Below are 21,851 nucleotides of genomic sequence, written 5' to 3' on the forward strand. Positions count from 1 at the left end.
TTGAGAAGGAAGCGAAACCGCCGTTCCCTGCCGGTGAAGGGGCATATATGTAGGGGGTTCCGACCCGTCAACGGCTTTCTGCATTTTTTCTGCAACAAGTCCCAAACCCCCCGAAAACTCGGCACTTTGCGAATGTTGCGCAATTGGGAAGAATCCGGTCGCCAGCGAGTTACTTTCGAGAATCGCCAGCAAATCCGGGGATTCGCATAGATTCGCCAAACGATTCGGTTTCGTAAGCAAAACCTTAAGCGCCTCAGGGTTAGTCCGAATTGGAGATGACCAGCGATTCCCCCTGGGTGCCCCCTTCCGCAACTACTGAAGGAGGGGCGAGTGTTCCTGACGTGCGCGCGCACGGGGATGCGCGCGTGTCCGTGATCGTGCCTGCCTATGGTGTCGCGCATCTTCTCGGCGAAGCCCTCACGTCGCTGCAGCGCCAGTCTTTCACCGAGTGGGAATGCATCGTCATCGATGATGGCGCGCCCGATGATGTCGCGGGGGCGGTGGCGCCCTTCCTTGTCGATCCCCGCATCCGCTTTCTCGCGACAGCGAACCACGGTGTCTCGTCGGCGCGCAATACTGCTATCGCCGCCTCCACCGCGCCGCTCGTCGCGCTCCTTGATGGCGACGATCTGTTTCGTCCCGGTTATCTCGCCGCGGTCGTGCCGATCCTCGAGAACGAACCGGACGTCCGCCTTGTCACCTGCAATGCCTTGATCTTCGGCGCGGTCGCGCGGCTGCGCACCTGCGTGGAACGTCCGCAGCCAATGCACGGCACGCTGGCGCAGGTGCTCGACCGCTCGTTCAACGTCTATATCGGCACCACCTTCCGCCGTGCAGACTTCGACGCGATCGGCGGCTTCGATACGCGCATGGCCCAGTCGGAGGATTTCGATCTGTGGGTGCGGCTGATGATGATCGGCGGCACTGCGCGCTACATCGATACAGTGCTGGGTGAATATCGCGTCCGTCCGGGCAGCGCCTCGGCCAATGCCGGGCGGATGCTGCTTGGCAATATCCGCACCTATGAGAAAGCGCGCGCTGCCCTGCCGGCCGGTGCGCCCGAGATCCCATTGCTAGACCGGCTGCTTGCCGACAGCCGCGCCGCGCTTGACTTCGAGCACGCGATAGATTGCATCGTCGATGGCGATACCAGGCGGGGGCTCGCCGCGCTTCACCGGGCCCGCAGTCAGGTCGGCGGGATTACCTGGCAGCTTTCCTTCATGCTCTGGCAACTCTTCCCCGCACTGGCCCGGCCGATGCTGCGCTGGCGCCGCCGCGCCCACAGCCGCGGCGCGGCTGGATCCGCGGTCTATCCCAGCTTCCTCGAATCCGAGGGCTGAGCATGACCCGCACCGATCGCCTCATTGCCGAGCTTGCCGAACAGCCGCCCGTCATGTCGGTCCGCACCGCGGCTGCATGGGCGTTGGTCTCGCAATACTCCTCCTTCGCGATCCAGTTCGCCACGAGCGTCGTCCTCGCGCGCTGGTTCATCACCCCGGCCGAGCTTGGCCTGTTCTCGATTGCCTTTGCCGCGATCACGCTCGTCGCATTCCTGCAGGACTTCGGCGTCACCCGCTACATCAATGGCGAGCGCGATCTTACTGCGGAAAAGCTCCACACCGCCTTCACCGTCTCGGTCGCCTTTGCCTGGGGCATTGCGCTCCTTGCCATTCTCGCCTCTGGTCCGATCGCCGCGTTCTATCACGATCCCGCGATGCGCCCGGTGGCACTGGTGATCGCCTGCTCCTATCTTCTGGTTCCGCTGGCGATCGTTCCGCAGGCAACTTGCCAGCGGCGGATGGACTACAAGTCCAACACCATGATCGAGGTCGGCTCCGCCATCGCCAATGCCGGTGTCGCGATCACGCTGGCTCTGTTCGGCTATGGCGCGCTGGCCCTCGCGTGGGGCGCCTTTGCCCAGCAAGCGGCGCGGCTGATCGTCAGCCAATGGCGCGCAGGGCTCATGTTGCCGTGGCCGCTGCGGATCGAAGGCGCGGCCCCGGTGTTCCGGCTGGGCGGTACCAACAGCGCGCAGGCCATGTGCAATTCGATCACCGGCCGTGCTCCCGAGCTCGTCATCGGCCGCCTCATCGACAACGTCGCGGTCGGCCTGTTCGCCCGCGCCTCGGGCCTTGCGCTGCAGCTGCGCCTGCTCGTTGCGGGCGCGGTAACCGGTGTGTTCTATCCCGCCTTCCGCCGCGTACGCGACAACGGGGAGCCGCTCGGCCCGCCATACTTGCGCGTGGTTGCTGCTTACACCGGGGTGACATGGCCAGCGATGGCGGGCATCGCCGTCCTCGCCGAGCCGATCATCCACCTCCTCTATGGGGAGCGGTGGCTTGCCGCTGCGCCGCTGCTTGGCTGGGTCGCGCTCTCGCAGCTCTGCTATGTCGCCATTCCGCTCAATGGCGATCTGCCCGTGCTGTTGGGCCGGATGCGCAGCCTGCTTCACCGCAACCTCGCCGAGACCGCCGCATCGGTGCTCCTCCTTGCGCTGACGGCACCATTCGGCCTGATCTGGGTTGCCATCTCGCGTTTTGGCCATGGCATAGTGTTCATGCTCATCTATGCGCCGTTCATGCGGGAGTTGCTCGGTTTCCGCTGGCGTGAGCTGGCTGTCATCTACCTGCGCAGCCTCGTGGTAACCGCCGCCGCGATCTTGCCGGTCCTGGTGGGCTATCACGCATGGGCGCCGCCGGCCGAGGCTGGCGCGCTGCAAATGCTGGTCACTGCCAGTGCCGGGGCGCTGCTCTGGCTCATCGCACTTCGCCTGATCGGCCACTCGCTGTTTGCCGAGATCACCGGGCTTCTCGGCGAACTTCTCGGCGCAATCCGCCTCCGCCGCGTGGAACCCGCAAGACCCTGAAATACATAGGCAGCGCCCAAGGAAAGGCGTATGCTCCGGCGCAGGAGAAGGACGCCATGGGTCTGCTCGCACTCGCATCAGCCGGCGCGCTTGCGCTGGCCACACCCGCACCGGTGCCTCCGGCAGAGGCCGGGTCGGGCGCGGTCGACGTCGTCAAGGCCGATATCGATCGGCACGACCGCATGACGGTCCCGGTCCGGATCGGTCAGGCTGGCCCTTACGATTTCCTCGTCGATACCGGCGCCGAACGAACCGTGCTCGCCCGCGATATTGCCACGCGGCTCCAGTTGCCGATGTCCGGCAAGGGCCTTCTCATCGGCATCGCCGGCACGCAGAGCGTCGATCTTGTCGAAGTCGACGAAATCAACCTCGGCCGCCGCAGCTTCTACGGCCTCACCGCCCCGCTGCTCGAAAGCAACAATATCGGCGCGGATGGCATCATCGGGCTCGACAGTCTGCAAGACCAGCGCGTCCTCCTCGATTTCGCCAAGAAGCGCATGACCATCGGCGATGCGATGCAGCTCGGCGGCAGCCGCGGGTTCGAAATCATCGTCCAGGCCAGGCGCCGCTCGGGCCAGCTCATCATGACCAACGCTCTGATCGACGGCGTCCGCACAGATATCGTGATCGACACCGGCTCCGATACCTCGATCGGTAACCGCGCGCTGCAGAAGGCGCTGGCCCGCCGCCACAAGGGCGAAACGACCGAGCTTCAGTCCGTTACCGGGCAGACCATCATGGCCGATATCGCCATGGCCCGCACAGTGAAGCTCGGCACGATGACGATGAGCAATTCGATGCTCGTGTTTGCCGATACCCCCGCCTTCGAGAAGCTCGAGATGGTGAAGCGCCCGGCGATGTTCATGGGCATGAACCAATTGAAGCTGTTCCACCGCGTCGCCATCGACTTTTCGACCAAGCGGATCCTGTTCGATCTGCCGGACAACGCGGAAATCCCGATCCGGTTCTGAGGTGCCTTCATTCACGAATGCCCCGCTTTTCCGGCGTCATCCCCAACCCGCTGATGCTGAGCTCATCCTGAGCCTGCCGAAGGACGAAGCATCTTGGGCGGCGGTCGTGCCAGCACCCTTCGGCAAGCTCAGGGTGAGCGGGGTTGGGATGAAGGCGTAAGAGGCGGAAAAACCCCATAAGCACTGGCGAAACGCGCCAAACCTCCTATCTGAAGGCTCATGCCGCCAGATACCGCAACCAACACTGCAGATGCCCGCCACGATGGCTGGGGCACGCTTCGCCGCTTCCTGCCCTACCTCTGGCCGCGCGATAACCCGGTGCTCAGGCGACGCATCATCGGCGCCACGCTGCTGATCCTCGCGGCGAAGGCGACCACCCTCGCCCTCCCCTATGCCTACAAGCGCGCCATCGATGCGATGAGCCTGCCGGGCGGCGTTCAGGGCCTTGGCCCCGGCACGACCAGCGGCGCCTACGCCATCGCGCTTGCCTTCGTCCTCGCCTATGCGCTCGGCCGGTTCAGCGGCGTCGCCTTCGACAACCTGCGCAACATCGTGTTCGAGCGCGTCGGGCAGGATGCCACCCGCGCGCTGGCAGAAGACGTGTTCGGCCGCCTTCACAAGCTGTCGCTGCGCTTCCACCTCGCCCGCCGCACCGGCGAAGTCACCAAGGTGATCGAGCGCGGCACCAAGAGCATCGACGTGATGCTCTATTTCCTGCTGTTCAACATCGCGCCCACGGTGATCGAACTCGCCGCTGTCGCGATCATCTTCTACATCAGCTTCGGCTGGCCGCTCGTTGCCGCCACCGCGCTCGCCGTCGTGCTCTATGCCTGGACCACGCGCACGATTACCGAATGGCGCAATGCCCTGCGTGAGAAGATGAACCGGCTCGACGGGCAGGCCATGGCCCGCGCGGTCGATTCGCTGCTCAACTATGAGACGGTGAAGTACTTCGCCGCCGAAGCGCGCGAGGAAGCCCGCTACGCGCAGGCCACCCGCGCCTATGCCGATGCGGCGGTGAAGAGCGAGAACTCGCTTGGCCTGCTCAACATCGCGCAGGCGCTTATCGTCAACCTGCTGATGGCGGGCGCGATGGCCTACACCGTGTGGGGCTGGTCGCAGGGCCGACTCACGGTAGGCGATGTCGTCTTCGTCAACACCTACCTCACCCAATTGTTCCGCCCGCTCGACATGCTCGGCATGGTCTACCGCACCATCCGCCAGGGCCTGATCGACATGGCCGCCATGTTCAAGCTGATGGACGAGCCGCAGGAAGTGGCGGATGCGCCCGGCGCCCCTGCCCTCCTGATCCGCCAGCCCACAGTCGTGTTCGACAATGTCACGTTCGGCTACGACCCGGACCGCACGATCCTCCATGGCCTGAACCTCGAGATCGCCGCCGGCAGCAAGGTGGCCATCGTCGGCCCCTCGGGCGCGGGCAAGTCAACCATCGCGCGGCTGCTGTTCCGCTTCTATGATCCGCAGGCCGGGCGCATCCTGATCGACGGACAGGACATCCGTCTTGTCACGCAAGTTTCCTTGCGCGCCGCACTCGGCATCGTTCCGCAGGATTCAGTCCTGTTCAACGATACCATCGGCTACAATATCGCCTACGGGCGCGACGGCGCCGGCCCTGCCGATGTCGAAGCCGCCGCCCGCGCTGCCGCGCTGATGCCGCTGATTGATCGCCTCCCCAAGCGCTTCGAAACCGAAGTCGGCGAACGCGGCCTCAAGCTTTCGGGCGGCGAGAAGCAGCGCGTCGCCATCGCGCGCACGCTGGTCAAGAACCCGCCCATCGTCCTCTTCGACGAAGCGACCAGCGCGCTCGATACCCGCACCGAGCAGGACATCCTGTCCACCATGCGCGGCCTTGCCGAGCAGCGCACCACGATCTCGATCGCGCACCGCCTTTCGACTATCGCCGATTCCGACCGCATCTTCGTGCTCGATCAGGGCCGCCTCGTCGAAAGCGGCGGCCACCTCGAACTGCTGCGCCGCGACGGCCTCTACGCCGAGATGTGGAACCGGCAGGCCGCCGAGCAGGCAGACCTCAGCGAAGCGGCGGAGTAGGCAAGGCGGGCGATGCTCTCTCTCGCCCTCTTCCTTGCCGCCCTGCAGGCCGAACTTGCGCCGCCGCCGCCGGTACCCTGCGCTGACAAGGGCGGCCTGCTGCCCGGTACCGGCCTCTGCCGCGCCGATGCGCTCGCCCGGCTACCACGCGGCGCGTGGGCTCCTCCGCAAGGCTGCGATGTCACCGCTCAGGAAGCCCAACTCACCGGCGGCCGCTGGCTGCTCTACGCTGCACAGCGCTGCGGCGAGAAGACCGCCCGCCTCACGGTAACGCCACAGCAAGGTGGCGCGCTCGTGCTGCGCTATGCCGAAACCGCCCGCAATACCGAGCTCATGGGCCGCAAGGCGCTGACCATCGTCGAAAGCAATCCGGCGCACCTCGCGGTCTACACCCTCGCCTCCGCCGGCCTGCCCCAGCCCCAGACCCAGCGCTGCGCCCTGCGCACGCCGCGCGGCGAGGGTTATCCCTACGATGCCTTTGTCTACGATCTCGCCGCCAGCGAATCCCGCGTGACTGCCGCACTGGACCTGCCCTGCGGTCCCTTTGGCCGTTCCGCCTGGCCTGATACCTACTGGCGCCTCTTCTCCGGCATCGGCGTCTATTTCCAGTCCGCCGGTGACCGGCCCGAGTTCGATCCGGAAAGCCTGACGGTGTTCAAGCCCTGAGCCAGCGCTCAGCCGCCCGCGCTCACTTCACCACATCGGCCTCGTGCCAAACAACCGCCTGCGCCGCCTTCATGCAGCCGCCCTCCTCGTCCCACGTGATCGTGGGCGAACCATAAAGCCGCCAGCCCTGCATCAGCGCTTCCGAAACGCGCTCGCAAAAGGCGCGGTCGTCCTTTCCGGTGAGAAGGCGGTAGATCGGGCGGTCATCGGGGGTCGTGTACATCCCCGTACCATAGGGCAATAAGCCCGGAGACGCACCGGCAATCCTTGCATTCTCCGCCGCTTGGGGCACCTTCCGCCGCGCGGAGGGCAGCAATGGACGCAAATACGGCAGCGGGTACACCCGAAAACGGCGATCTGTTCGGCCAGCCCAAGGGCCTCTGGGTGCTCGCCAGCACGGAGTTCTGGGACCGCATCTCGTTTCACGGCATGGTCGCCATGCTCGTGCTCTACATGACCGGCGACTTGCTGCTGCACCCAGACCGCGTCGCCACGATCATCGGCTTCGCGCCCTATCGCGCCGCGCTCGAGGCCCTTTCGGGCACGCTGAGCCCGCAGGCGCTCGCGCTGCAAACTTTCGGCTATTACTACGCCTGCGTGACCGGCCTGCCGCTGATCGGCGGCTGGATGGGCGACCGCGTGATCGGCCGCAAGCTCGCAGTCGGCGGCGGCGCCGCGATGATGACGGCGGGCCACTTCGCCCTCGCCTTTGACCGCACGTTCCTCATCGCACTCGTGCTCCTGATGTGCGGCGCGGGGCTCCTGCGCGGCAATCTCTCGGCGCAGATCAAGTCGCTCTATGCCGATGGCGACCCGCGCGAGGTCAACGCCTTCCAGTACTACTACCTCGGCATCAATTTCGGCGCCGCCGCCGCACCGATCCTCAGCGGCAGCGTCGCCGCGATCTGGGGCTGGCATGCGGGCTTTGCCGTCGCGGGCTTTGGCATGCTGATCGGCCTCGCGCTCTACCTCGCCGGCCAGCGCTGGCTCCCCGCCGAACAGCAACGCGCCCGCGCGCCTTCGGGCAAACGAGCCTCCCTCACCCCCGGCGAGCGCCGCCGCGTCTTCGGCCTGCTCCTTATCTGGCCGCTCGTCGTCGGATACTGGACCGCGCAGGCGCAGATCTGGAACGTCTACAATATCTGGCTGCGCGACACGGTGAACCTCGACGTCGGCGGTTTCTCCGTCCCCGTCCCGTGGTTCCAATCGCTCGATGGCCTCGCGCCGGGCCTGTTCATCCCGCTCGTGCTGTGGATCTGGAGCCTTCAGGCAAAGCGCGGCCGCGAACCGGATGTGCTGACCAAGCTTGCCATCGGCAGCGTGATCTTCGGCCTCAGCGTCGGCCTGCTCGCCGCCGGACCGCTGCTTGCCAACGCGCAGGGCCGCGCGCCCATCGCGCTGCCGCTGCTATTCCACATCACCTCGAACTTCGGCGCGATGTACTACGCCCCCGTCATCCTTGGCCTCTACGGCACCCGCGCCCCGCAGTCCTTGCGCGGCACGCTGGTCGGCGTGAATTACATGGCCGTTGCCGCCGGCAGCGTCCTCAGCGGCTGGATGGGGGGCCTCTACGAATCGATGGGCCCCGCCCCATTCTGGCTCCTCAATGCCGCGATCTGCACCGGCGCAGGCCTTGCCATCGCCCTGTTCGCACCGGCGCTGAACCGCCTGCTCGCGCAGGATGAGGGCTAGGAACCCCTACGCCTCACCCACCAGACCCGCTCATGCTGAGCTTGTCGAAGCATCAGCCGCAACGGCCGCGCCAGCACCCTTCGACAAGCTCAGGGTGAGCGGGGATCGCTTGCAGGATTACAGGATATACTTCGAAAGGTCCGCATTCCCGGCGAGACCGCCCAGCCGCTCGCTCACATAAGCCGCGTCCACCGTCACCGTCGTCCCGCGCCGGTCTTCGGCCTCGAAGCTCACTTCATCGAGCAGCTTTTCCATCACCGTCTGCAGCCGCCGCGCGCCGATATTCTCGACTGTTTCGTTCACTTGCGCCGCGGTCTTCGCCACCGCACGGATCGCGTCCTCGGTGAACTCGACCTCTACCTGCTCGGTCGCCAGCAACGCGCGGTACTGCTCGACCAGATTGGCGCGTGTCGACGAGAGGATATGCACGAAGTCATCCTCCGAAAGCGCCGCCAGTTCCACCCGGATCGGCAGGCGGCCCTGCAGTTCGGGGAGCATGTCGCTCGGCTTGGCCACATGAAACGCGCCCGATGCGATGAACAGCACGTGGTCAGTCTTCATCGGCCCGTACTTGGTGGCGACCGTCGTGCCCTCGATCAGCGGCAGCAAATCGCGCTGCACGCCCTCGCGGCTCACCGAACCGCCGCGCACGTCGCTCACCGCGATCTTGTCGATCTCGTCGATGAACACGATGCCATTCGTTTCGGCATTGATGAGCGCCGCCCGCGCGACATCGTCCTGATCCATCCGCTTTTCGGCTTCTTCGTCGACCAGCTTGTCCCACGCATCCGCCACGCGCAGTTTGCGGCGCTTCAGCGGCTTCTGGCCAAACGCCTTGCCCATCATCTCGGACAAGTTGATCATGCCGATCCCGCCTTGCATGCCCGGGATTTCCATCTGCTTGGCGGGCGTATCCTCCACCTCGATCTCGACTTCGACGTCGTTCATCGAGCCTTCAGTGATCCGCTGGCGGAAGCTCTCGCGCGTCGCTTCGCTCGCGCCGTCGCCCACCAGAGCCTTGAGCAGCCGGTCCATTGCCGCCTTGCTCGCCGCCTCACGCACGGCTTCGCGCCGCCGGTCCTTTTCCAGCCGCACCGCTTCTTCAACCAGGTCGCGCGCGATCTGCTCCACATCGCGGCCTACATAGCCGACTTCGGTGAACTTGGTCGCCTCGACCTTCACGAACGGCGCATCCGCCAGCTTCGCCAGCCGCCGGCTGATCTCGGTCTTGCCGCAGCCCGTCGGCCCGATCATCAGGATGTTCTTCGGCGTCACCTCATCGCGCAATTCGGGCGAGAGCTTCTGCCGCCGCCAGCGATTGCGCAGCGCCACCGCAACAGCCTTCTTGGCATCGCGCTGGCCCACAATATGCGCATCGAGCGCGGCAACAATGGCTTTGGGAGTAAGGGTATCGGTCATGGAATCTCTCACTTCCCTCCCACTCGCGGGAGGGCGTTTCCTGTCTTCTCCCCTCCCGCTTGCGGGAGGGGTCGGGGTGGGCTTGTTCGCGGCAGCCGCCGCGCTCAGATTTCTTCCAGCGTCACGCGGTCATTGGTGAAGACGCAGACCTCGGCCGCAACCTGCATGGCCCGCCGCGCGATCTTTTCGGCATCGTCCTCGTAGGGATCGAGCGCCCGCGCCGCCGCCAGCGCATAGTTCCCGCCCGAACCGATGGCGGCAATCCCGCCTTCCGGCTCGAGCACATCGCCATTGCCGGTAAGGATCAGCATCGTCTCGGCATCCGCGACGATCATCAGCGCTTCCAGATTGCGCAGGTACTTGTCGGTGCGCCAGTCCTTGGCGAGCTCAACCGCAGCGCGCATCAATTGTCCGCGATGCTGCTCCAGCTTGCGCTCCAGCCGCTCGAAGAGAGTGAAGGCGTCAGCGGTGGCGCCCGCGAATCCGGCAATCACCTTGCCTTCCCCGATGCGCCGAACCTTGCGCGCATTGGGCTTCATCACGGTGTTGCCCATGGAAACCTGCCCGTCACCGGCAATGACGGTGCGGCCGTTCTTCTTGACGCCGATGATGGTCGTTCCGTGCCACTGCACGAGCCCGTGGGCTGAATGGGAGTCTGTCATGCGCCCGATATGGGAGGCGCATTTTGCCATTCAAGCCGAAGCGATCAGCTGCCGTTCGGACCGGAACCCTGCGGACCGCCGCCGACACCGCCCTGGCCCGGAATCGCGCCAACCGAACCGATGTTGCCGAACAGATCCTCGAAGAAGCTGCGGTTGCGGCCCAGCGTCGGCGTCTTGTGGCCGTCCGGGTTCAGCGAGACGACCTTTTCCATGCCGCGCCGATCGACGGAGGCGACATTGCCCTTCTCGTCGAAGCTCACCATCAGCACGTTCTGCGTTTTCGCCTGCGGCCGTTTGAACGGGCGCTGCTTGGTGTCGATCGAGACGTAGTACCAGATCTGCTTGCCGAACTCGCTCTTGAAGGTCGGCTGGCCCAGCGCCCGCTCGACCGAAGTGCGGTTGTCGATACCGGGCTGGACCGAACCCGTCAGCGCCGGATCGATCAGATAGCCACGGTGGTCCTTGATGCTGGCGCAGCCGCCGGCCATCAGCGTCAGCGCACCCAGCGCCGATGCTGCCAGCAGTCTCGTGTTCCAGCCCTTGCCAAGCATGCTTCACTCCGAATTCACCGGGCCGCCGACGTTGCCGCCGTGCCCATCGGGGCGTTTGCCAATTGGCCCGCGCACCCTATATCGCCGTCTATCGCCACGTGCCTTACGGTGCACGGCGCGTTACTGCAATGGCGCTCAGCCGCTTTCCCAGCCCTGAACCGCGCCGCAAGCCAAGAAGGACGCCATCCCCATGTCATTCCTCGCCCGCCTCTTCGGCACTCGCCAGGATGATCGCGATTCGGTGCGCGAACTGTGGCACCGCACCGTCGCCATCGCGCGCGAGAAGGAATGGTACCGCGATTGCGGCGTGGCTGACACGCTCGCCGGGCGGTTCGACATGATCACGCTGGTGCTCAGCCTCGTCATGCTGCGGATGGAGCGCGAGGAAGAATTGATCGCTCCCAGCGCCCGGCTCACCGAACTGTTCGTCGAAGACATGGACGGCCAGCTGCGCGAACAGGGGGTGGGCGATGTCGTCGTTGGCAAGCACATCGGCAAGCTGATGGGAACGCTCGGCGGCCGCCTCGGCGCCTACCGGGAAGGCCTTGCCGGTGGTGAGGACACCATGGCCGAGGCCGTCCGCCGCAATGTCACGCTCACATCGGGCACCGATCCGCTCCTCACCGCCCAGCGCGCCCGCGCGTTTGCGGCGGGGCTCGCGCTGGTCCCCGGCTTCCGCGTGCTTGCCGGAGAAATCGGACGATGACCGCGCCGGAGCCGGAATACAGCCATCTGGTCGATCTGCGCCAGATCACCGATGCGCCGCTCACGCTTGTGGCCGACGAAGCCGCCCGCCGCCGCCTTGCGGGACGCTTCGGTATAACGGCCATTTCCGCGCTGGAGGCCACTGTCCAGCTCGTGCGTGAGGGCGAGCAGGTGACCGCCACCGGCCGCCTCGTTGCCGATGTCATCCAGGCCTGCCGCGTCTCGGCAGAGGACTTGCCCGTCCATATCGACGAGCCCATCCACATGCGCTTCGTGCCTCCTGCGGGTGCCATCACGCCGGACGAAGAAATCGAACTCACCGCCGACGATTGCGACGAGATCGAATATGAAGGCACTGCCTTCGATCTCGGCGAAGCGATCGCGCAGACCCTCGCGCTAGCCATAGATCCCTTTGCCGAAGGCCCGAACGCGGACGCCTTTCGCGCCGAACATGGCCTCAATGATACCGCCAAATCCGGCCCCTTCGCCGCCCTTGCGGCACTGAAGAAGGACTGATCCGGTGGACCAGCCCACGTCACCCGCGCGCACCACGCCAGGTGCGGGGCCAATGCGCGGCCCAAAGGGTGGCCACCGCGACCTGACGCAGGGCCCCATCCTCTCCACCTTGCTGATCTTCTCCGCGCCAACGCTCGCCTCGAACATCCTTCAGGCACTCAATGGTTCGGTCAATTCGGTCTGGGTCGGCCGCCTGCTCGGCGATTCCGCGCTCGCGGCCACCGCCAATGCCAATGTCGTGATGTTCCTGCTGTTCGCCGCCGTTTTCGGCTTCGGCATGGCCGCCACGGTCAAGGTCGGGCAGGCGTTCGGCGCAGGCAACGTCGATGCCGCGCGCCGCACCTTCGGCACCGCCATCGGCCTTTGCGTCGGCCTCAGCCTTGTCCTCGCGCCGCTCGGCTGGTTGCTCACCCCGCATCTCCTGCATGCGATGAGCACCCCGCCAGAAATCTTCGGCTTCGCACTCATCTACCTGCGGCTGATCTTCGTCGCGATGCCCGCGTCCACCATCACCGTCATCATGGGCATGGGCCTGCGCGGCGCTGGGGACGCGCAGACATCGCTGCGCTTCATGATCGTCTCGGTCGTGCTCGATGTCGGGCTCAACCCGCTGCTGATCGGCGGCTTTGGCCCGATTCCGCCGCTTGGCATCGCAGGCTCCGCGCTCGCCACCGCCATCGCCGCCTATGTCTCGATGGCCGGCCTCATCATCTACGTCTATGCCAAGAGCCTGCCGCTGCGCTTGCGCGGGCGGGAACTGGCCTATCTGATCCCGCACCCCGCAGAGCTGCGCTACATCCTCACCAAGGGCCTGCCGATGGGCGCGCAGATGCTGATGATCTCGGCCTCGGGCCTCATCATCATCGGCCTCGTCAATCAGGAAGGCGCGATGACGAGCGCGGCCTATGGCGCCTCGCTGCAGGTCTGGACCTACCTGCAAATGCCCGCGATGGCGATTTCCGCTGCGCTCAGCGCGATGGCGGCACAAACCATCGGCGCCGGCCTTGTCAGCCGCCTTGGCAAGATCACCCGCGCGGGGCTCATCCTCAACGTCTCGATCACCGGCGCGCTGACACTGCTGCTGCTCGCCTTCGACCGCCCGGTGCTCACCCTGTTCCTCGGCCCGACCAGCCCCGCGGTCGATGCCGCGCGCCACATCCAGTTCCTCGGGAGCTGGAGCTACATCCTGTTCGGCATGACCATCGTCCTGTTCGGCACGATGCGCGCCGGCGGTGTCGTCATCACCCCGATCGTGATCCTCGGCATCGCGATGTACCCGGTCCGCCTCGGTTTCTACGCCCTCGCCTACCCCAAGCTCGGCCCCGATGCGCTGTGGCTGTCCTTCCCGGTCGGCTCCGCCGCCGCGCTGATGATGGCCACTTACGCCTATCGCCGCCCCGGCTGGCGCCAACACGCCCGCGTCGTCGATCAGGACGAATGCAGCGAGGAAGCGCAGGCCGATGGCGATTGCTCGGGCCGCATGGCACCTTCGCTTTAGGCCGCCTCAGCAAACATCCGGGCTTCGGCCAACAGCCACTGCCTGAAAATTGCGGCACTTCGCGAAGGCGCCCGCCCCTTCGCGCAAAGCAGCCAGTAGGCAGCACCATCCGGCGCTGACACCACCGGCAGCGGCGCAATCAGGGCTCCGGTGCGCAGCCGCTCGCGAACCAGCGAGAGCCGGCCCATCGCAACCCCCTGCCCTTCAGCGGCAGCCTGCAGCACGAGGTTGTAGTCCACCAGTTGCAGCGTCCGTGCCTCGGCCAGATCCACCCCGCAGGCCTCTGCCCAGACCTGCCAATCCGTCTCACGGCGGCTCAGCAGTAGGGTGTGCCGCAAGACATCGCGCGGCTCGCGCAGCGGTTTGATGTTGCCGCTCAGCACCGGCGTCACCGCCTCGCGCATCAGGCATTCCGCCTCCAGCCCGGGCCAGTCAGGTGCGCCATAGCGAATGGCGAGGTCAGCCGTCCCTTGGCCAAGATCCACGGTTTCCAGACTGGGATCGAGGTCCACCACGATATCGGGATTGAGCGCGCGCAAGCGCGGCAGACGCGGCACCAGCCAATTGGCGGCGAATGACGGCAGCAGGCTTACCCGGACGGTAGAAGGATCGCCCCGCACCTCGCGCACCCCCGCCTCGATCGCTGCAAAACCGGCATCGACCCGCGCGAGGAATGACCGCCCCGCAGGCGTCAGCGAGATCGTGCGCCCGTGCCGCTCGAACAGCGCAGTGCCAAGGTAATCCTCCAGCTGCTTCACATGATGGCTCACCGCGCTTTGCGTGATGAGCAGCTCCTCCCCCGCCTTGCGAAAGCTGAGCAGCCGCCCGACCGCAGCGAAAGCTCGCAGCGATGGCAGGGGCGGAAGTGTAGCCGATCTTCGCATGGACAACCCGTTCCCGGTGGATGGCTCACGGCCTTACACCGCCGCCCACTCATGAGCCAGATCGATCACATCCGCACCTGCTTTGAATTGGTCCGCCCGCCACAAACGCGCGAAAATGCCGGCCGCAACAACAGGACGATGGACGATGCAGTTTCCGCTTTTGACGACTGTGATGATGATTGCCTGCGCGGCTGCACCCGCCAGCGCAAGTCCGCGCGCGCAAGAGGTACCTAAGGCGGTCGTGCAAGGCTTCCTCGATACCGTCCGCACCGGGCGCGATCCCGATGCCGCCGCGCGTTATTTCGCGCCGCAAGTCCTTGCCCATCAGATGACCTCGGAAGGCCAAACCACCGTGGTGCGCACGCCGCAAGACTATGCCGCGCATATCCGCGAATTTCTCGCAACTTACGGCCAGTTTTCCCTCGAGGTTGCAGATGTGATCGCGGATGGAGACCGGGTCTTCGTGTGGTGGCGCCAGCATGGCCATCACGTCGGCCCGGTCAATGGCGAACACCCCACCGGCGCTCCGCTGACCTCAATCGCGGCTGCGGTCTATCTCGTCCGCAGCGGCCGGATCACCGAATACTGGATCCTCGAAGATCGCAAGGGGCTCGATATCCAGCTCCAGCGGCTCGCCGAGCAATCTCCAATCCCCACTCATCCTTGATCCGCAGGTCGCCCCATGCCCAGCCTTGATTACGTTCACGTCGATGTTTTTGCCGACGCTCCACTTCGCGGCAACAGCCTGCCCGTCTTCCACGATGCACCCGATCTTGCCTCATCGACCTTGCTGGCGATCACGCAGGAGCTGCGCCATTTCGAGGCGATCTTCCTGCAACCGACTGGGGAGGCCAATTTCATGCGGGCGCGCATCTTCGATCTCTTCGAGGAACTTGCCTTCGCCGGCCACCCGCTGATCGGCGCGGCTGCCGTGTTGCAACACCGCGCCGCTCCGGCCACCTCGGGCGAGTGGACCTTCGCGCTCTCCGACCGGCAGGTCAGCGTCCGCGTGACGCATGGCGAAGGTGGCTACTTCGGCTTGCTCGATCAGGGAGCGCCCCGGTTTCTGGGCACGGTGGATGCGCGCGCGGAAATCGCCGCCGCGTTCGGACTTGGCGCCGAAGATCTCGATGATCGGCTGCCGATCGAATTCGCCAGCACAGGGCTGGACTACATGGTGATCCCACTGCGACCAGACCGCATCGGCACCGCCCGAATTGGTGCGGACATCACCGCGCTGTTGCGGGGCCACGGCGCGCAGTTTGCCGTCCTGCTCGATCCCGCCGCGCGCGAGATCCGGCACTGGAACAACGATGGCATCGTCGAGGATGTCGCCACCGGCAGCGCCGCCGGCGTCGTCGGCGCCTATTGCCGCAAGCACGGTATCACGCAGCCGGGTGAACCACTCCTTCTCGCCCAAGGCCGGTTCGCCGGGCGGCCAAGCCAGTTGGAAGTATCAGCCGAGAGCGAAGGGCAGACGATCACCCGGGTCCTCGTCGGCGGGCCTGTCGCGTTCGTCGGGCGCGGCGCGCTCGATTTCATCCCGGAGCCACTCGCATGAAGGCGCCGCCATTCGTCACCGCCGCAGAACTGCGCAAGGCACTGGGGTTTGCCGGGCTGATCGAGCCGGTGGCCGATGCATTCCGCCGAACCAGCATTGGCGAGGCGCATAACGGGATGATCATGCTTGTCCCGGGCGAAACCGCGGCGGCCGGCGATGTCTATGTAAAGACCGGTGTTCTCAAGGACGAGGCGATCTTCATCGTCAAGGTCGCTCCGTGGTTTGCCGCAAACGCTGCCGCCGGTGCGCCGCAAGGCGGCTTCGTTGCCGCGGTCGACAGCCTCACCGGATACACACGGGCGATCCTTGCCGACGAGCACTACCTTTCAGACATCCGCACCGCTGCTGCTGGCGCCGTTGCCGCGCGGTTGTTCGCTCCGGCGCAAGTCGAGACCGCTGCCGTGCTCGGCGCCGGGGTGCAGGCCTGGTGGCAGACCCTCGCGCTGTTTCACGAGCGTCCCTTCAGGCGCCTACTGGTCTGGGCGCGCGATGCCGGGAAAGCAGACAGGCTGATCGACCGTCTCGCCGCAGAGCTGCCCGATGTGGTGTTCGAACGCGCGCGATCTGCCGAAGAAGCCGTCTGCAGCGCCGAAGTGGTCATCACGGCGACACTCGCCCGCCAGCCAGTCCTGCGCGGCGCGTGGCTGCGCCCCGGCCAGCACATCACCGCAGTGGGCGCGGACGATCCCACCAAATGCGAACTCGACCGGGAAGCCCTCCAACGTGCGCGGGTGTTTGTAGATGAACGGGCCACCGCCATGGCCAACGGCGATATTCACGCCGCCGCTTCAACCGATGCCGACCGTGCCGCGCTGATCCATGCCGAAATCGGCGAGGTCCTTGCCCATCCGGCAAGAGGGCGGACATCCGAGGATGGAATCACGATCGCAAAGCTTGTCGGGATCGGGGCGCAGGATGTGGCGGCGGTGACCGCCGCGCTCAAGGCGCTGAAACTCTGACGTTGCCGGGCGCCGGAACACGCCAGCGCAGCCCGGCCACTGAAGGCGTCCCCGCCGTTACCGCGATTGCGCGCGCCAGCGCTGAACTGTCCGTTCGACGGCAAACTCCTCGCCGCCCGTCTTGCCCCACAATTCGGAGAACGAAGGGTCCGCTGATGCCGGGCGCAGTTCACCCGCCAGATCGTCGAACGCAACGCGGATCGGGATCGAAACGCCTTCGCCGCAGATGATGCATTCGCGGTTGCGCAGTGCCGGGATCGAATCGAGGAAGCCGCGCGCGCCTTCAGGCATCGCCGCCTTCACGAAGGCCTGATCGCGCTCGTTGTTGAGGCGCATGGCGATGATCGTGCCGCACTGGCTCAGCACGCCCTCGGCAAGGTCGGACGGCCGCTGCGTGATGAGGCCAAGCGAAACGCCGTATTTGCGGCCTTCCTTGGCGATGCGTGACAGGATGCGGCCAACCGAAGAGCCGTTGGAGTTCTTCTCTGCCGGCACGTAACGGTGCGCTTCTTCGCAGACCAGCAGGATCGGCCGGGTTTCCTCGTCGCGCGACCAGATCGCGTAGTCGAACACGAGGCGCGAAAGCACGGCGACCACGGTCGAGGTGACTTCCGAAGGTACGCCCGAAACGTCGATGATCGAGATCGGCTTGCCGTGCGAGGGCAGGCGGAACACGCGGCCGATGAATTCGGCCATCGTATCGCCCACCAGCATTCCCGAGAACATGAACTGGTAGCGCGGATCGCCGCGCAGTTCTTCGATCTTGGTCTTGATCCGCTGGTAGGGCACCGAAGTATGGCCCTTGTCCAGCTTGCCCATCTCGTTGTTGAGGATGTTGAGCAGGTCCGAGAGCAGATAGGGGATCGGCGAATCAACCGTGATCTTGCCGATCTGCTCCGCCAGCCGGTTCTTGTGCCGCGCCTGCAGCAGGCACTTGCTCAGGATGTCCGAATCGATCTGGCGGTCCACACCAGTCGAGGTGAGAAACACTTCGCAGTGCTCCTCGAAGTTCATCAGCCAGTACGGCATGTTGAGATTGTTGACGTCGAGCAGCTGGCCGTGATTGCGGAAGGCCTGCATGTATTCGCCGTGGGGGTCGATCATTACGATATGGCCCTCGGGGGCCAGTTCGCAGATGCGGTGGAGAATCAGGGCGGCGCTGGTCGATTTGCCGGTACCGGTCGAACCCAGCAGCGCAAAGTGCTTGCCCAGAAACGCGTCGACATAAAGCCCGGCGCGGATATCGCGGGTCGGGAAAACCGTGCCGATGGTCACGTTGGTGCGTCCGTCGCTGGCATATATCTGGCGAAGGTCGGTGCTGGTGGCGGGGTAGATCGGCGATCCGGGCACCGGATAGCGCGTAACACCCCGGCGAAAACCGTAGATCTTGCCGGTCAGGCGCTCTTCGTCGCCTTCGCCGAGGAAGTCGACCTGCGCGATGATCACGCCGTCGTGGCCTGCAGTCATGTCCTGCCGCTGGGTGCGAACGCTGGCGAGCAGCCAGCCGGTACCGACGCGAACCTTGAGCTGGCTGCCGACCTGGCCTGCCAGCGATATCGACGGATCGCCGTCCGCCATGCATTCCTCGAGCCGGGTCAGATCGAGCGCGATGGCGCTGCCTGCGCCCGAAACTTCGAGCACATAGCCGATCGGGCGGCGGGCATTGTCCGCAGCCGGACGCGGCGCGCCGCGTGCATCGTTGCTGACTGCTGGACGCGCACCGTTAGCCGCGAGGTCGGCGGGAGTTGCCCTGCCGGCACTATTCAGGCCGTTGATGCTCATATCGCTCATTGCCACTTGTTCCCCGCCAGACACGGCTTCGTGTAGGCAAGGACTAACCTTCGACGGTTAAAAACTGCCTAAGCATTCGCAGCCGGAAGGCTTTTGCCAATCGGAGCGCGGCAATTCCTAGATCAGCGCGAAAAGTCGGCCGGCAATCCACCCCATCGAGATCGAAACGATCACGGCAAACAGGCCATAAAAGAACCCGTTACGCTCGGCATTGTAAGCCACCAGCCGTTCAAAACCTTCCTTCCGAACCGTAACGCGCGAGATCGCCGAGGCGACCACACGGCCCTCGCGCACGGCAAAGGTTTCTGCGGTATATGTGCCTGTCTGAACGCTCGACGGCAGGGAAATCCGCGCCTGATAAAGCACTTGTCCGCTGATTTTAACCGCGCCTTCGTTTTCCTGATAGAGGCCCTGCCGCCGCATCAGATCGACCAGCCCTTCGGAAAACCGCTTTTGCTCCACCGGATCGATCACCCCCACCGGCGAGAGTTGCAGCCATTTGAGGCCCATCTCATAGATCGCTGCCGTCTTCCCATCGACCAGCGAGCCGACCGGCCGCGATGAAGCCATCGCATAGAAACTCGGCGCGGAACGGAACTCGGTGCTTTCGGCATTGATCCAGATGCCTGCCACCTTGCGCTTCTCGCGCACCACGATCGAGCGCGCCGGCCCTTCGAGCAGTACGACGATATCGTAGTCCCCCGCGGCACGCGCGCCTTCGGGCGTAAGGATCGCGCCGAACAGCAGCAGATCCGCCCCGGTAAAGCCCTGCCGCACCTGGATCTCGTGCTGCGAGATTTCCGGCACCAGGATCGGCCCCCGTGCGCCGGTGCACGCCAGCAGGGCGAGCAACAGCAAGGCAAGGCGGCCGATCACTGTGTCACCACGGTGTAGATCTCGTCCGGCCGGTAGCCGAGCCCGAGCGCCATCCGGATGGCGACGCCCAGCACGATTACCGCGAGAATCAGGCGCAGTTGCTCGGGCTTTGCCTTCTGCGCGAACTGCGCGCCGACCTGCGCGCCCGTCACCGATCCGATCAGCAGCATGACCGCGAGCACGATATCGACCGCGCGCGTCGTCAGCGCGTGCATCATCGTCGTCGCCATGGTCACGAACAGGATCTGGAACAACGAGGTGCCGACAACCACCGTCGCCCCCATGCCGAGGATGTAGAGCATCGCAGGCACGAGGATGAACCCGCCGCCGATGCCCATCAGCATCGTGAGAATGCCGGTGAATATGCCCAGCAGCAGCGGTGCAAGCGGTGAAATATAGAGGCCCGAGCGATAGAAGCGCCAGCGCAGCGGCAGGCTGGCGACGAGCGGATGGTGCCGCCGCTTGCGGGGCGGCTGCGGCCTGCCGCTGCGCTCGGCCCTGAGCGCGCCAAGGCTTTCGTGCGCCATCAGGCCGCCAATTCCGCCCAGCATCAGCACATAGAGAATGTTGATCACGGTATCGATCTGGCCGAGCGATTGCAGCAGCCGGAACAGCAACGCACCAAGCCCCGTGCCGATGACCCCGCCCGCCACGAGCACGCCGCCCATCTGGTAATCGATGCCGCCGCGCCGGGCATGGGCGAACGCGCCCGAAACGCTGGCGCCGGTCACCTGGCTTGCAGCCGATGCCGCCGCCACGGTGGGCGGCACGCCATAGAAGATCAGCAGCGGTGTCGTGAGGAAACCGCCGCCCACGCCGAACATGCCCGAAAGCAGCCCCGTGAGCGCACCCAGCGCGACGATGACCAGGCCGTTGACCGAAAGATTCGCGATGGGGAGGTAAACATCCATCCTGAGGGCAAGGCTAGCCGCTCTGTCGCCGCTTGGGAACGCTCGCGCGCGGGTTTTTCCCGATCAGAATCCCGCCGCCACCGTCAGCGCCGGGCCCGATCCCGGCTCGGCCTTTCCGGCTACACGAAAACGCCAGTCGACACCGACCCGCACCCCGATCCGCCGCCGCGGCGGACCAAGCATCCCCCGCAGTTCAAGGCGCGGCCCGACATCGAGCCGCGCCGCCCCGCGTTGCCCGCCGCTCCACACGCCGCCACCCGCGCTCAATTGCATGCCTGCGAGCGGATGCAAAACGCGGCGCTGCGCCGTGGCGGAAAGATCGTAGAACAGCGTCGCATCGCGCCCGCCAGCCCATCCGCCCTGAACATAGGCCTCGGCTTCCACACCATAGGGAAGACGCATCGGCGGGAGTTCGGTGACCCCCATGACGACGGGCCGCATCCGGGTCTGTCCCGGCTGGCGCTGCAATCGCCACTCACCCAGCAGCGCCAACGGCAAGCGCCGCACCGGGCGGATCATCAGGCCGAGCGCCACCTCGTTCTGCTGCACCCCGCTGCCGATCGCGCTGGAAGCGCGAAGATAGGCCTGCGGTCGCAGCGCGCTCCCTGGCGCGAACCCGTAGCGGAGCACGGAGCCGGCCTGGCTCCCGCCATAACCGGCCGCGCGCGCCGCCAGACCCGGCGCCTGATTGCCGCCGCGCGCCAGGAGCCAGCCATCGGCAGACCAGCGCGATGCGCGCAGCGGCACCTGATCGGGCGCGGATTCCGGCATTTCCGCGCTCGCTGCCGCGCCATATGCCAGGCGCGGACCGCTCGGCCCGGTGTCATCGGACAGATCTGTCAGCTGGAATTCAGAGCCATGCAGCGCGGCGCCACCCGCCCTCCCACGCGCAGGATGCGCGAAATCGGCTGCGGCCACCTGCCCGCTATAGCGGGCGCCGGCGCTTGCGCTGCGGCGAGGCGCATAGGGCAAGGAAAGCGAGGCAAGCCCGGCACAGCGCTGTTCCAGATTGTCCAGTGCGTTCGGAACATTCGGACGCGGCGCGGGCACGACTATCGGATTCGGCTGGGTAATGCGGGCCAGTTGCCAAGCGTCCTCACGCTGAAGGGCAACCGGCACCACGCGGCCCTCCAGCGCGATGAAGGTCATCCGCATGGCGATCCACACCGCGAGGATCATTGCGAGGGCAATGACCGGCTGCCCGCGCGGAACCCGTCCTCCGCGCTCCACCGTGCTGAGGCGGGGCGTCATCC

The 21,851-nt window shown here is 65.7% G+C and carries 22 protein-coding genes; 12 read left to right on the top strand and 10 right to left on the bottom strand.

From position 1 onward, the window contains the following. A partial coding sequence (locus NSE01_RS21545) for a hypothetical protein (protein ID WP_218033267.1) occupies positions 1 to 192 on the bottom strand: 192 nt, incomplete at its 3' end. A gap of 173 nt (positions 193 to 365) precedes the next feature. Between NSE01_RS21545 and NSE01_RS11040 the strand changes: the two genes are divergently transcribed. The 5 genes from NSE01_RS11040 to NSE01_RS11060 all read left to right on the top strand — a co-directional run bounded on the left by NSE01_RS11040 (position 366) and on the right by NSE01_RS11060 (position 6,573). Further along, positions 366 to 1,340 (top strand): glycosyltransferase family 2 protein, encoded by a 975-nt coding sequence (locus tag NSE01_RS11040; RefSeq protein ID WP_170233818.1) that lies wholly within the window; start codon positions 366 to 368, stop codon positions 1,338 to 1,340. A gap of 2 nt (positions 1,341 to 1,342) precedes the next feature. Further along, a complete protein-coding gene (locus NSE01_RS11045; RefSeq protein WP_147159670.1) occupies positions 1,343 to 2,866 on the top strand; it encodes a lipopolysaccharide biosynthesis protein in 1,524 nt (507 codons plus the stop codon). A 56-nt stretch (positions 2,867 to 2,922) separates the two neighbouring features. After that, on the top strand, positions 2,923 to 3,837 hold the full coding sequence (locus NSE01_RS11050; RefSeq protein WP_147159671.1) for an aspartyl protease family protein: 915 nt from the start codon (positions 2,923 to 2,925) through the stop codon (positions 3,835 to 3,837). Positions 3,838 to 4,056: 219 nt separating this feature from the next. Continuing rightward, positions 4,057 to 5,907 carry an ABCB family ABC transporter ATP-binding protein/permease gene (locus NSE01_RS11055; protein WP_147159672.1) on the top strand — a complete coding sequence of 617 codons (1,851 nt, stop codon included), beginning with the start codon at positions 4,057 to 4,059 and terminating at the stop codon, positions 5,905 to 5,907. 12 nt (positions 5,908 to 5,919) lie between these two features. Next, complete coding sequence (locus tag NSE01_RS11060; RefSeq protein ID WP_147159673.1) at positions 5,920 to 6,573, top strand: hypothetical protein; 654 nt, start codon at positions 5,920 to 5,922, stop codon at positions 6,571 to 6,573. Between the two features lie 22 nt (positions 6,574 to 6,595). Here the strand turns inward: NSE01_RS11060 and NSE01_RS11065 are convergent, their stop codons facing one another. Then, positions 6,596 to 6,796, bottom strand: a complete 201-nt coding sequence (locus NSE01_RS11065; RefSeq protein WP_147159674.1) for a DUF1737 domain-containing protein — start codon at positions 6,794 to 6,796, stop codon at positions 6,596 to 6,598. A gap of 92 nt (positions 6,797 to 6,888) precedes the next feature. Between NSE01_RS11065 and NSE01_RS11070 the strand changes: the two genes are divergently transcribed. Next, positions 6,889 to 8,265, top strand: a complete 1,377-nt coding sequence (locus NSE01_RS11070; RefSeq protein WP_147159675.1) for a peptide MFS transporter — start codon at positions 6,889 to 6,891, stop codon at positions 8,263 to 8,265. A 117-nt stretch (positions 8,266 to 8,382) separates the two neighbouring features. Here the strand turns inward: NSE01_RS11070 and hslU are convergent, their stop codons facing one another. The 3 genes from hslU to NSE01_RS11085 form a co-directional block, all read right to left on the bottom strand. Beyond that, the gene (gene hslU / locus NSE01_RS11075) at positions 8,383 to 9,684 is read right to left on the bottom strand and encodes an ATP-dependent protease ATPase subunit HslU (RefSeq protein WP_147159676.1); all 1,302 of its coding nucleotides are present in this window, start codon (positions 9,682 to 9,684) and stop codon (positions 8,383 to 8,385) included. A 104-nt stretch (positions 9,685 to 9,788) separates the two neighbouring features. Then, on the bottom strand, positions 9,789 to 10,346 hold the full coding sequence (gene hslV / locus NSE01_RS11080) for an ATP-dependent protease subunit HslV (RefSeq protein ID WP_147159677.1): 558 nt from the start codon (positions 10,344 to 10,346) through the stop codon (positions 9,789 to 9,791). A gap of 44 nt (positions 10,347 to 10,390) precedes the next feature. Continuing rightward, positions 10,391 to 10,897, bottom strand: coding sequence for an outer membrane protein assembly factor BamE (locus tag NSE01_RS11085; RefSeq protein WP_147159678.1), 507 nt, complete (start codon positions 10,895 to 10,897; stop codon positions 10,391 to 10,393). Positions 10,898 to 11,087: 190 nt separating this feature from the next. Here NSE01_RS11085 and NSE01_RS11090 point away from each other — a divergent pair, with 190 nt between their 5' ends. Genes NSE01_RS11090 through NSE01_RS11100 form a run of 3 tightly spaced genes read left to right on the top strand, consistent with a single transcriptional unit; the run spans position 11,088 to position 13,616 of the window. After that, the gene (locus NSE01_RS11090; RefSeq protein WP_147159679.1) at positions 11,088 to 11,603 is read left to right on the top strand and encodes a ubiquinol-cytochrome C chaperone family protein; all 516 of its coding nucleotides are present in this window, start codon (positions 11,088 to 11,090) and stop codon (positions 11,601 to 11,603) included. Beyond that, positions 11,600 to 12,118, top strand: coding sequence for a YceD family protein (locus NSE01_RS11095; protein ID WP_147159680.1), 519 nt, complete (start codon positions 11,600 to 11,602; stop codon positions 12,116 to 12,118). The genes NSE01_RS11090 and NSE01_RS11095 overlap by 4 nt, the downstream gene beginning before the upstream one ends. 52 nt (positions 12,119 to 12,170) lie before the next feature. Then, positions 12,171 to 13,616 (top strand): MATE family efflux transporter, encoded by a 1,446-nt coding sequence (locus NSE01_RS11100; RefSeq protein WP_147159735.1) that lies wholly within the window; start codon positions 12,171 to 12,173, stop codon positions 13,614 to 13,616. Here the strand turns inward: NSE01_RS11100 and NSE01_RS11105 are convergent. Further along, positions 13,613 to 14,500 (bottom strand): LysR substrate-binding domain-containing protein, encoded by an 888-nt coding sequence (locus NSE01_RS11105; protein ID WP_147159681.1) that lies wholly within the window; start codon positions 14,498 to 14,500, stop codon positions 13,613 to 13,615. The two genes, NSE01_RS11100 and NSE01_RS11105, sit on opposite strands and share 4 nt — an antisense overlap. Before the next feature lie 145 nt (positions 14,501 to 14,645). Here NSE01_RS11105 and NSE01_RS11110 point away from each other — a divergent pair, with 145 nt between their 5' ends. Genes NSE01_RS11110 through NSE01_RS11120 form a run of 3 tightly spaced genes read left to right on the top strand, consistent with a single transcriptional unit; the run spans position 14,646 to position 17,020 of the window. After that, positions 14,646 to 15,167, top strand: coding sequence for an ester cyclase (locus NSE01_RS11110; protein ID WP_218033268.1), 522 nt, complete (start codon positions 14,646 to 14,648; stop codon positions 15,165 to 15,167). Between the two features lie 15 nt (positions 15,168 to 15,182). Next, positions 15,183 to 16,061, top strand: a complete 879-nt coding sequence (locus NSE01_RS11115) for a PhzF family phenazine biosynthesis protein (RefSeq protein WP_147159682.1) — start codon at positions 15,183 to 15,185, stop codon at positions 16,059 to 16,061. Continuing rightward, positions 16,058 to 17,020 carry an ornithine cyclodeaminase family protein gene (locus NSE01_RS11120; protein ID WP_147159683.1) on the top strand — a complete coding sequence of 321 codons (963 nt, stop codon included), beginning with the start codon at positions 16,058 to 16,060 and terminating at the stop codon, positions 17,018 to 17,020. Before NSE01_RS11115 ends, NSE01_RS11120 begins: the two co-directional genes overlap by 4 nt. 57 nt (positions 17,021 to 17,077) lie before the next feature. Here NSE01_RS11120 and NSE01_RS11125 read toward each other — a convergent pair whose 3' ends face one another. The 4 genes from NSE01_RS11125 to NSE01_RS11140 form a co-directional block, all read right to left on the bottom strand. Continuing rightward, a complete protein-coding gene (locus tag NSE01_RS11125; protein WP_174812035.1) occupies positions 17,078 to 18,811 on the bottom strand; it encodes an ATP-binding protein in 1,734 nt (577 codons plus the stop codon). Positions 18,812 to 18,928: 117 nt separating this feature from the next. Continuing rightward, positions 18,929 to 19,687, bottom strand: a complete 759-nt coding sequence (locus tag NSE01_RS11130; RefSeq protein WP_371863212.1) for a TIGR02186 family protein — start codon at positions 19,685 to 19,687, stop codon at positions 18,929 to 18,931. After that, positions 19,684 to 20,598: a sulfite exporter TauE/SafE family protein gene (locus NSE01_RS11135; RefSeq protein ID WP_147159684.1), complete on the bottom strand. Its 915-nt coding sequence runs from the start codon at positions 20,596 to 20,598 to the stop codon at positions 19,684 to 19,686. Before NSE01_RS11135 ends, NSE01_RS11130 begins: the two co-directional genes overlap by 4 nt. Positions 20,599 to 20,661: 63 nt before the next feature. Continuing rightward, positions 20,662 to 21,849 (bottom strand): hypothetical protein, encoded by a 1,188-nt coding sequence (locus NSE01_RS11140; protein ID WP_147159685.1) that lies wholly within the window; start codon positions 21,847 to 21,849, stop codon positions 20,662 to 20,664. Between the last annotated feature and the right edge of the window lie 2 nt (positions 21,850 to 21,851).

It is taken from the genome of Novosphingobium sediminis, assembly GCF_007991615.1.
Taxonomy (GTDB): domain Bacteria; phylum Pseudomonadota; class Alphaproteobacteria; order Sphingomonadales; family Sphingomonadaceae; genus Novosphingobium; species Novosphingobium sediminis.

What these genes read in the sequence shown, in the direction of transcription:
- NSE01_RS11045 (WP_147159670.1), top strand. Translation starts at nt 1,343, where the DNA reads ATGACCCGCACCGATCGCCTCATTGCCGAGCTTGCCGAACAGCCGCCC.
- NSE01_RS11050 (WP_147159671.1), top strand. Translation starts at nt 2,923, where the DNA reads ATGGGTCTGCTCGCACTCGCATCAGCCGGCGCGCTTGCGCTGGCCACA.
- NSE01_RS11055 (WP_147159672.1), top strand. Translation starts at nt 4,057, where the DNA reads ATGCCGCCAGATACCGCAACCAACACTGCAGATGCCCGCCACGATGGC.
- NSE01_RS11060 (WP_147159673.1), top strand. Translation starts at nt 5,920, where the DNA reads ATGCTCTCTCTCGCCCTCTTCCTTGCCGCCCTGCAGGCCGAACTTGCG.
- NSE01_RS11065 (WP_147159674.1), bottom strand. Translation starts at nt 6,796, where the DNA reads ATGTACACGACCCCCGATGACCGCCCGATCTACCGCCTTCTCACCGGA.
- NSE01_RS11070 (WP_147159675.1), top strand. Translation starts at nt 6,889, where the DNA reads ATGGACGCAAATACGGCAGCGGGTACACCCGAAAACGGCGATCTGTTC.
- hslU (WP_147159676.1), bottom strand. Translation starts at nt 9,684, where the DNA reads ATGACCGATACCCTTACTCCCAAAGCCATTGTTGCCGCGCTCGATGCG.
- hslV (WP_147159677.1), bottom strand. Translation starts at nt 10,346, where the DNA reads ATGACAGACTCCCATTCAGCCCACGGGCTCGTGCAGTGGCACGGAACG.
- NSE01_RS11085 (WP_147159678.1), bottom strand. Translation starts at nt 10,897, where the DNA reads ATGCTTGGCAAGGGCTGGAACACGAGACTGCTGGCAGCATCGGCGCTG.
- NSE01_RS11090 (WP_147159679.1), top strand. Translation starts at nt 11,088, where the DNA reads ATGTCATTCCTCGCCCGCCTCTTCGGCACTCGCCAGGATGATCGCGAT.
- NSE01_RS11095 (WP_147159680.1), top strand. Translation starts at nt 11,600, where the DNA reads ATGACCGCGCCGGAGCCGGAATACAGCCATCTGGTCGATCTGCGCCAG.
- NSE01_RS11100 (WP_147159735.1), top strand. Translation starts at nt 12,171, where the DNA reads ATGCGCGGCCCAAAGGGTGGCCACCGCGACCTGACGCAGGGCCCCATC.
- NSE01_RS11105 (WP_147159681.1), bottom strand. Translation starts at nt 14,500, where the DNA reads ATGCGAAGATCGGCTACACTTCCGCCCCTGCCATCGCTGCGAGCTTTC.
- NSE01_RS11110 (WP_218033268.1), top strand. Translation starts at nt 14,646, where the DNA reads ATGCAGTTTCCGCTTTTGACGACTGTGATGATGATTGCCTGCGCGGCT.
- NSE01_RS11115 (WP_147159682.1), top strand. Translation starts at nt 15,183, where the DNA reads ATGCCCAGCCTTGATTACGTTCACGTCGATGTTTTTGCCGACGCTCCA.
- NSE01_RS11120 (WP_147159683.1), top strand. Translation starts at nt 16,058, where the DNA reads ATGAAGGCGCCGCCATTCGTCACCGCCGCAGAACTGCGCAAGGCACTG.
- NSE01_RS11125 (WP_174812035.1), bottom strand. Translation starts at nt 18,811, where the DNA reads ATGAGCGATATGAGCATCAACGGCCTGAATAGTGCCGGCAGGGCAACT.
- NSE01_RS11135 (WP_147159684.1), bottom strand. Translation starts at nt 20,598, where the DNA reads ATGGATGTTTACCTCCCCATCGCGAATCTTTCGGTCAACGGCCTGGTC.
- NSE01_RS11140 (WP_147159685.1), bottom strand. Translation starts at nt 21,849, where the DNA reads ATGACGCCCCGCCTCAGCACGGTGGAGCGCGGAGGACGGGTTCCGCGC.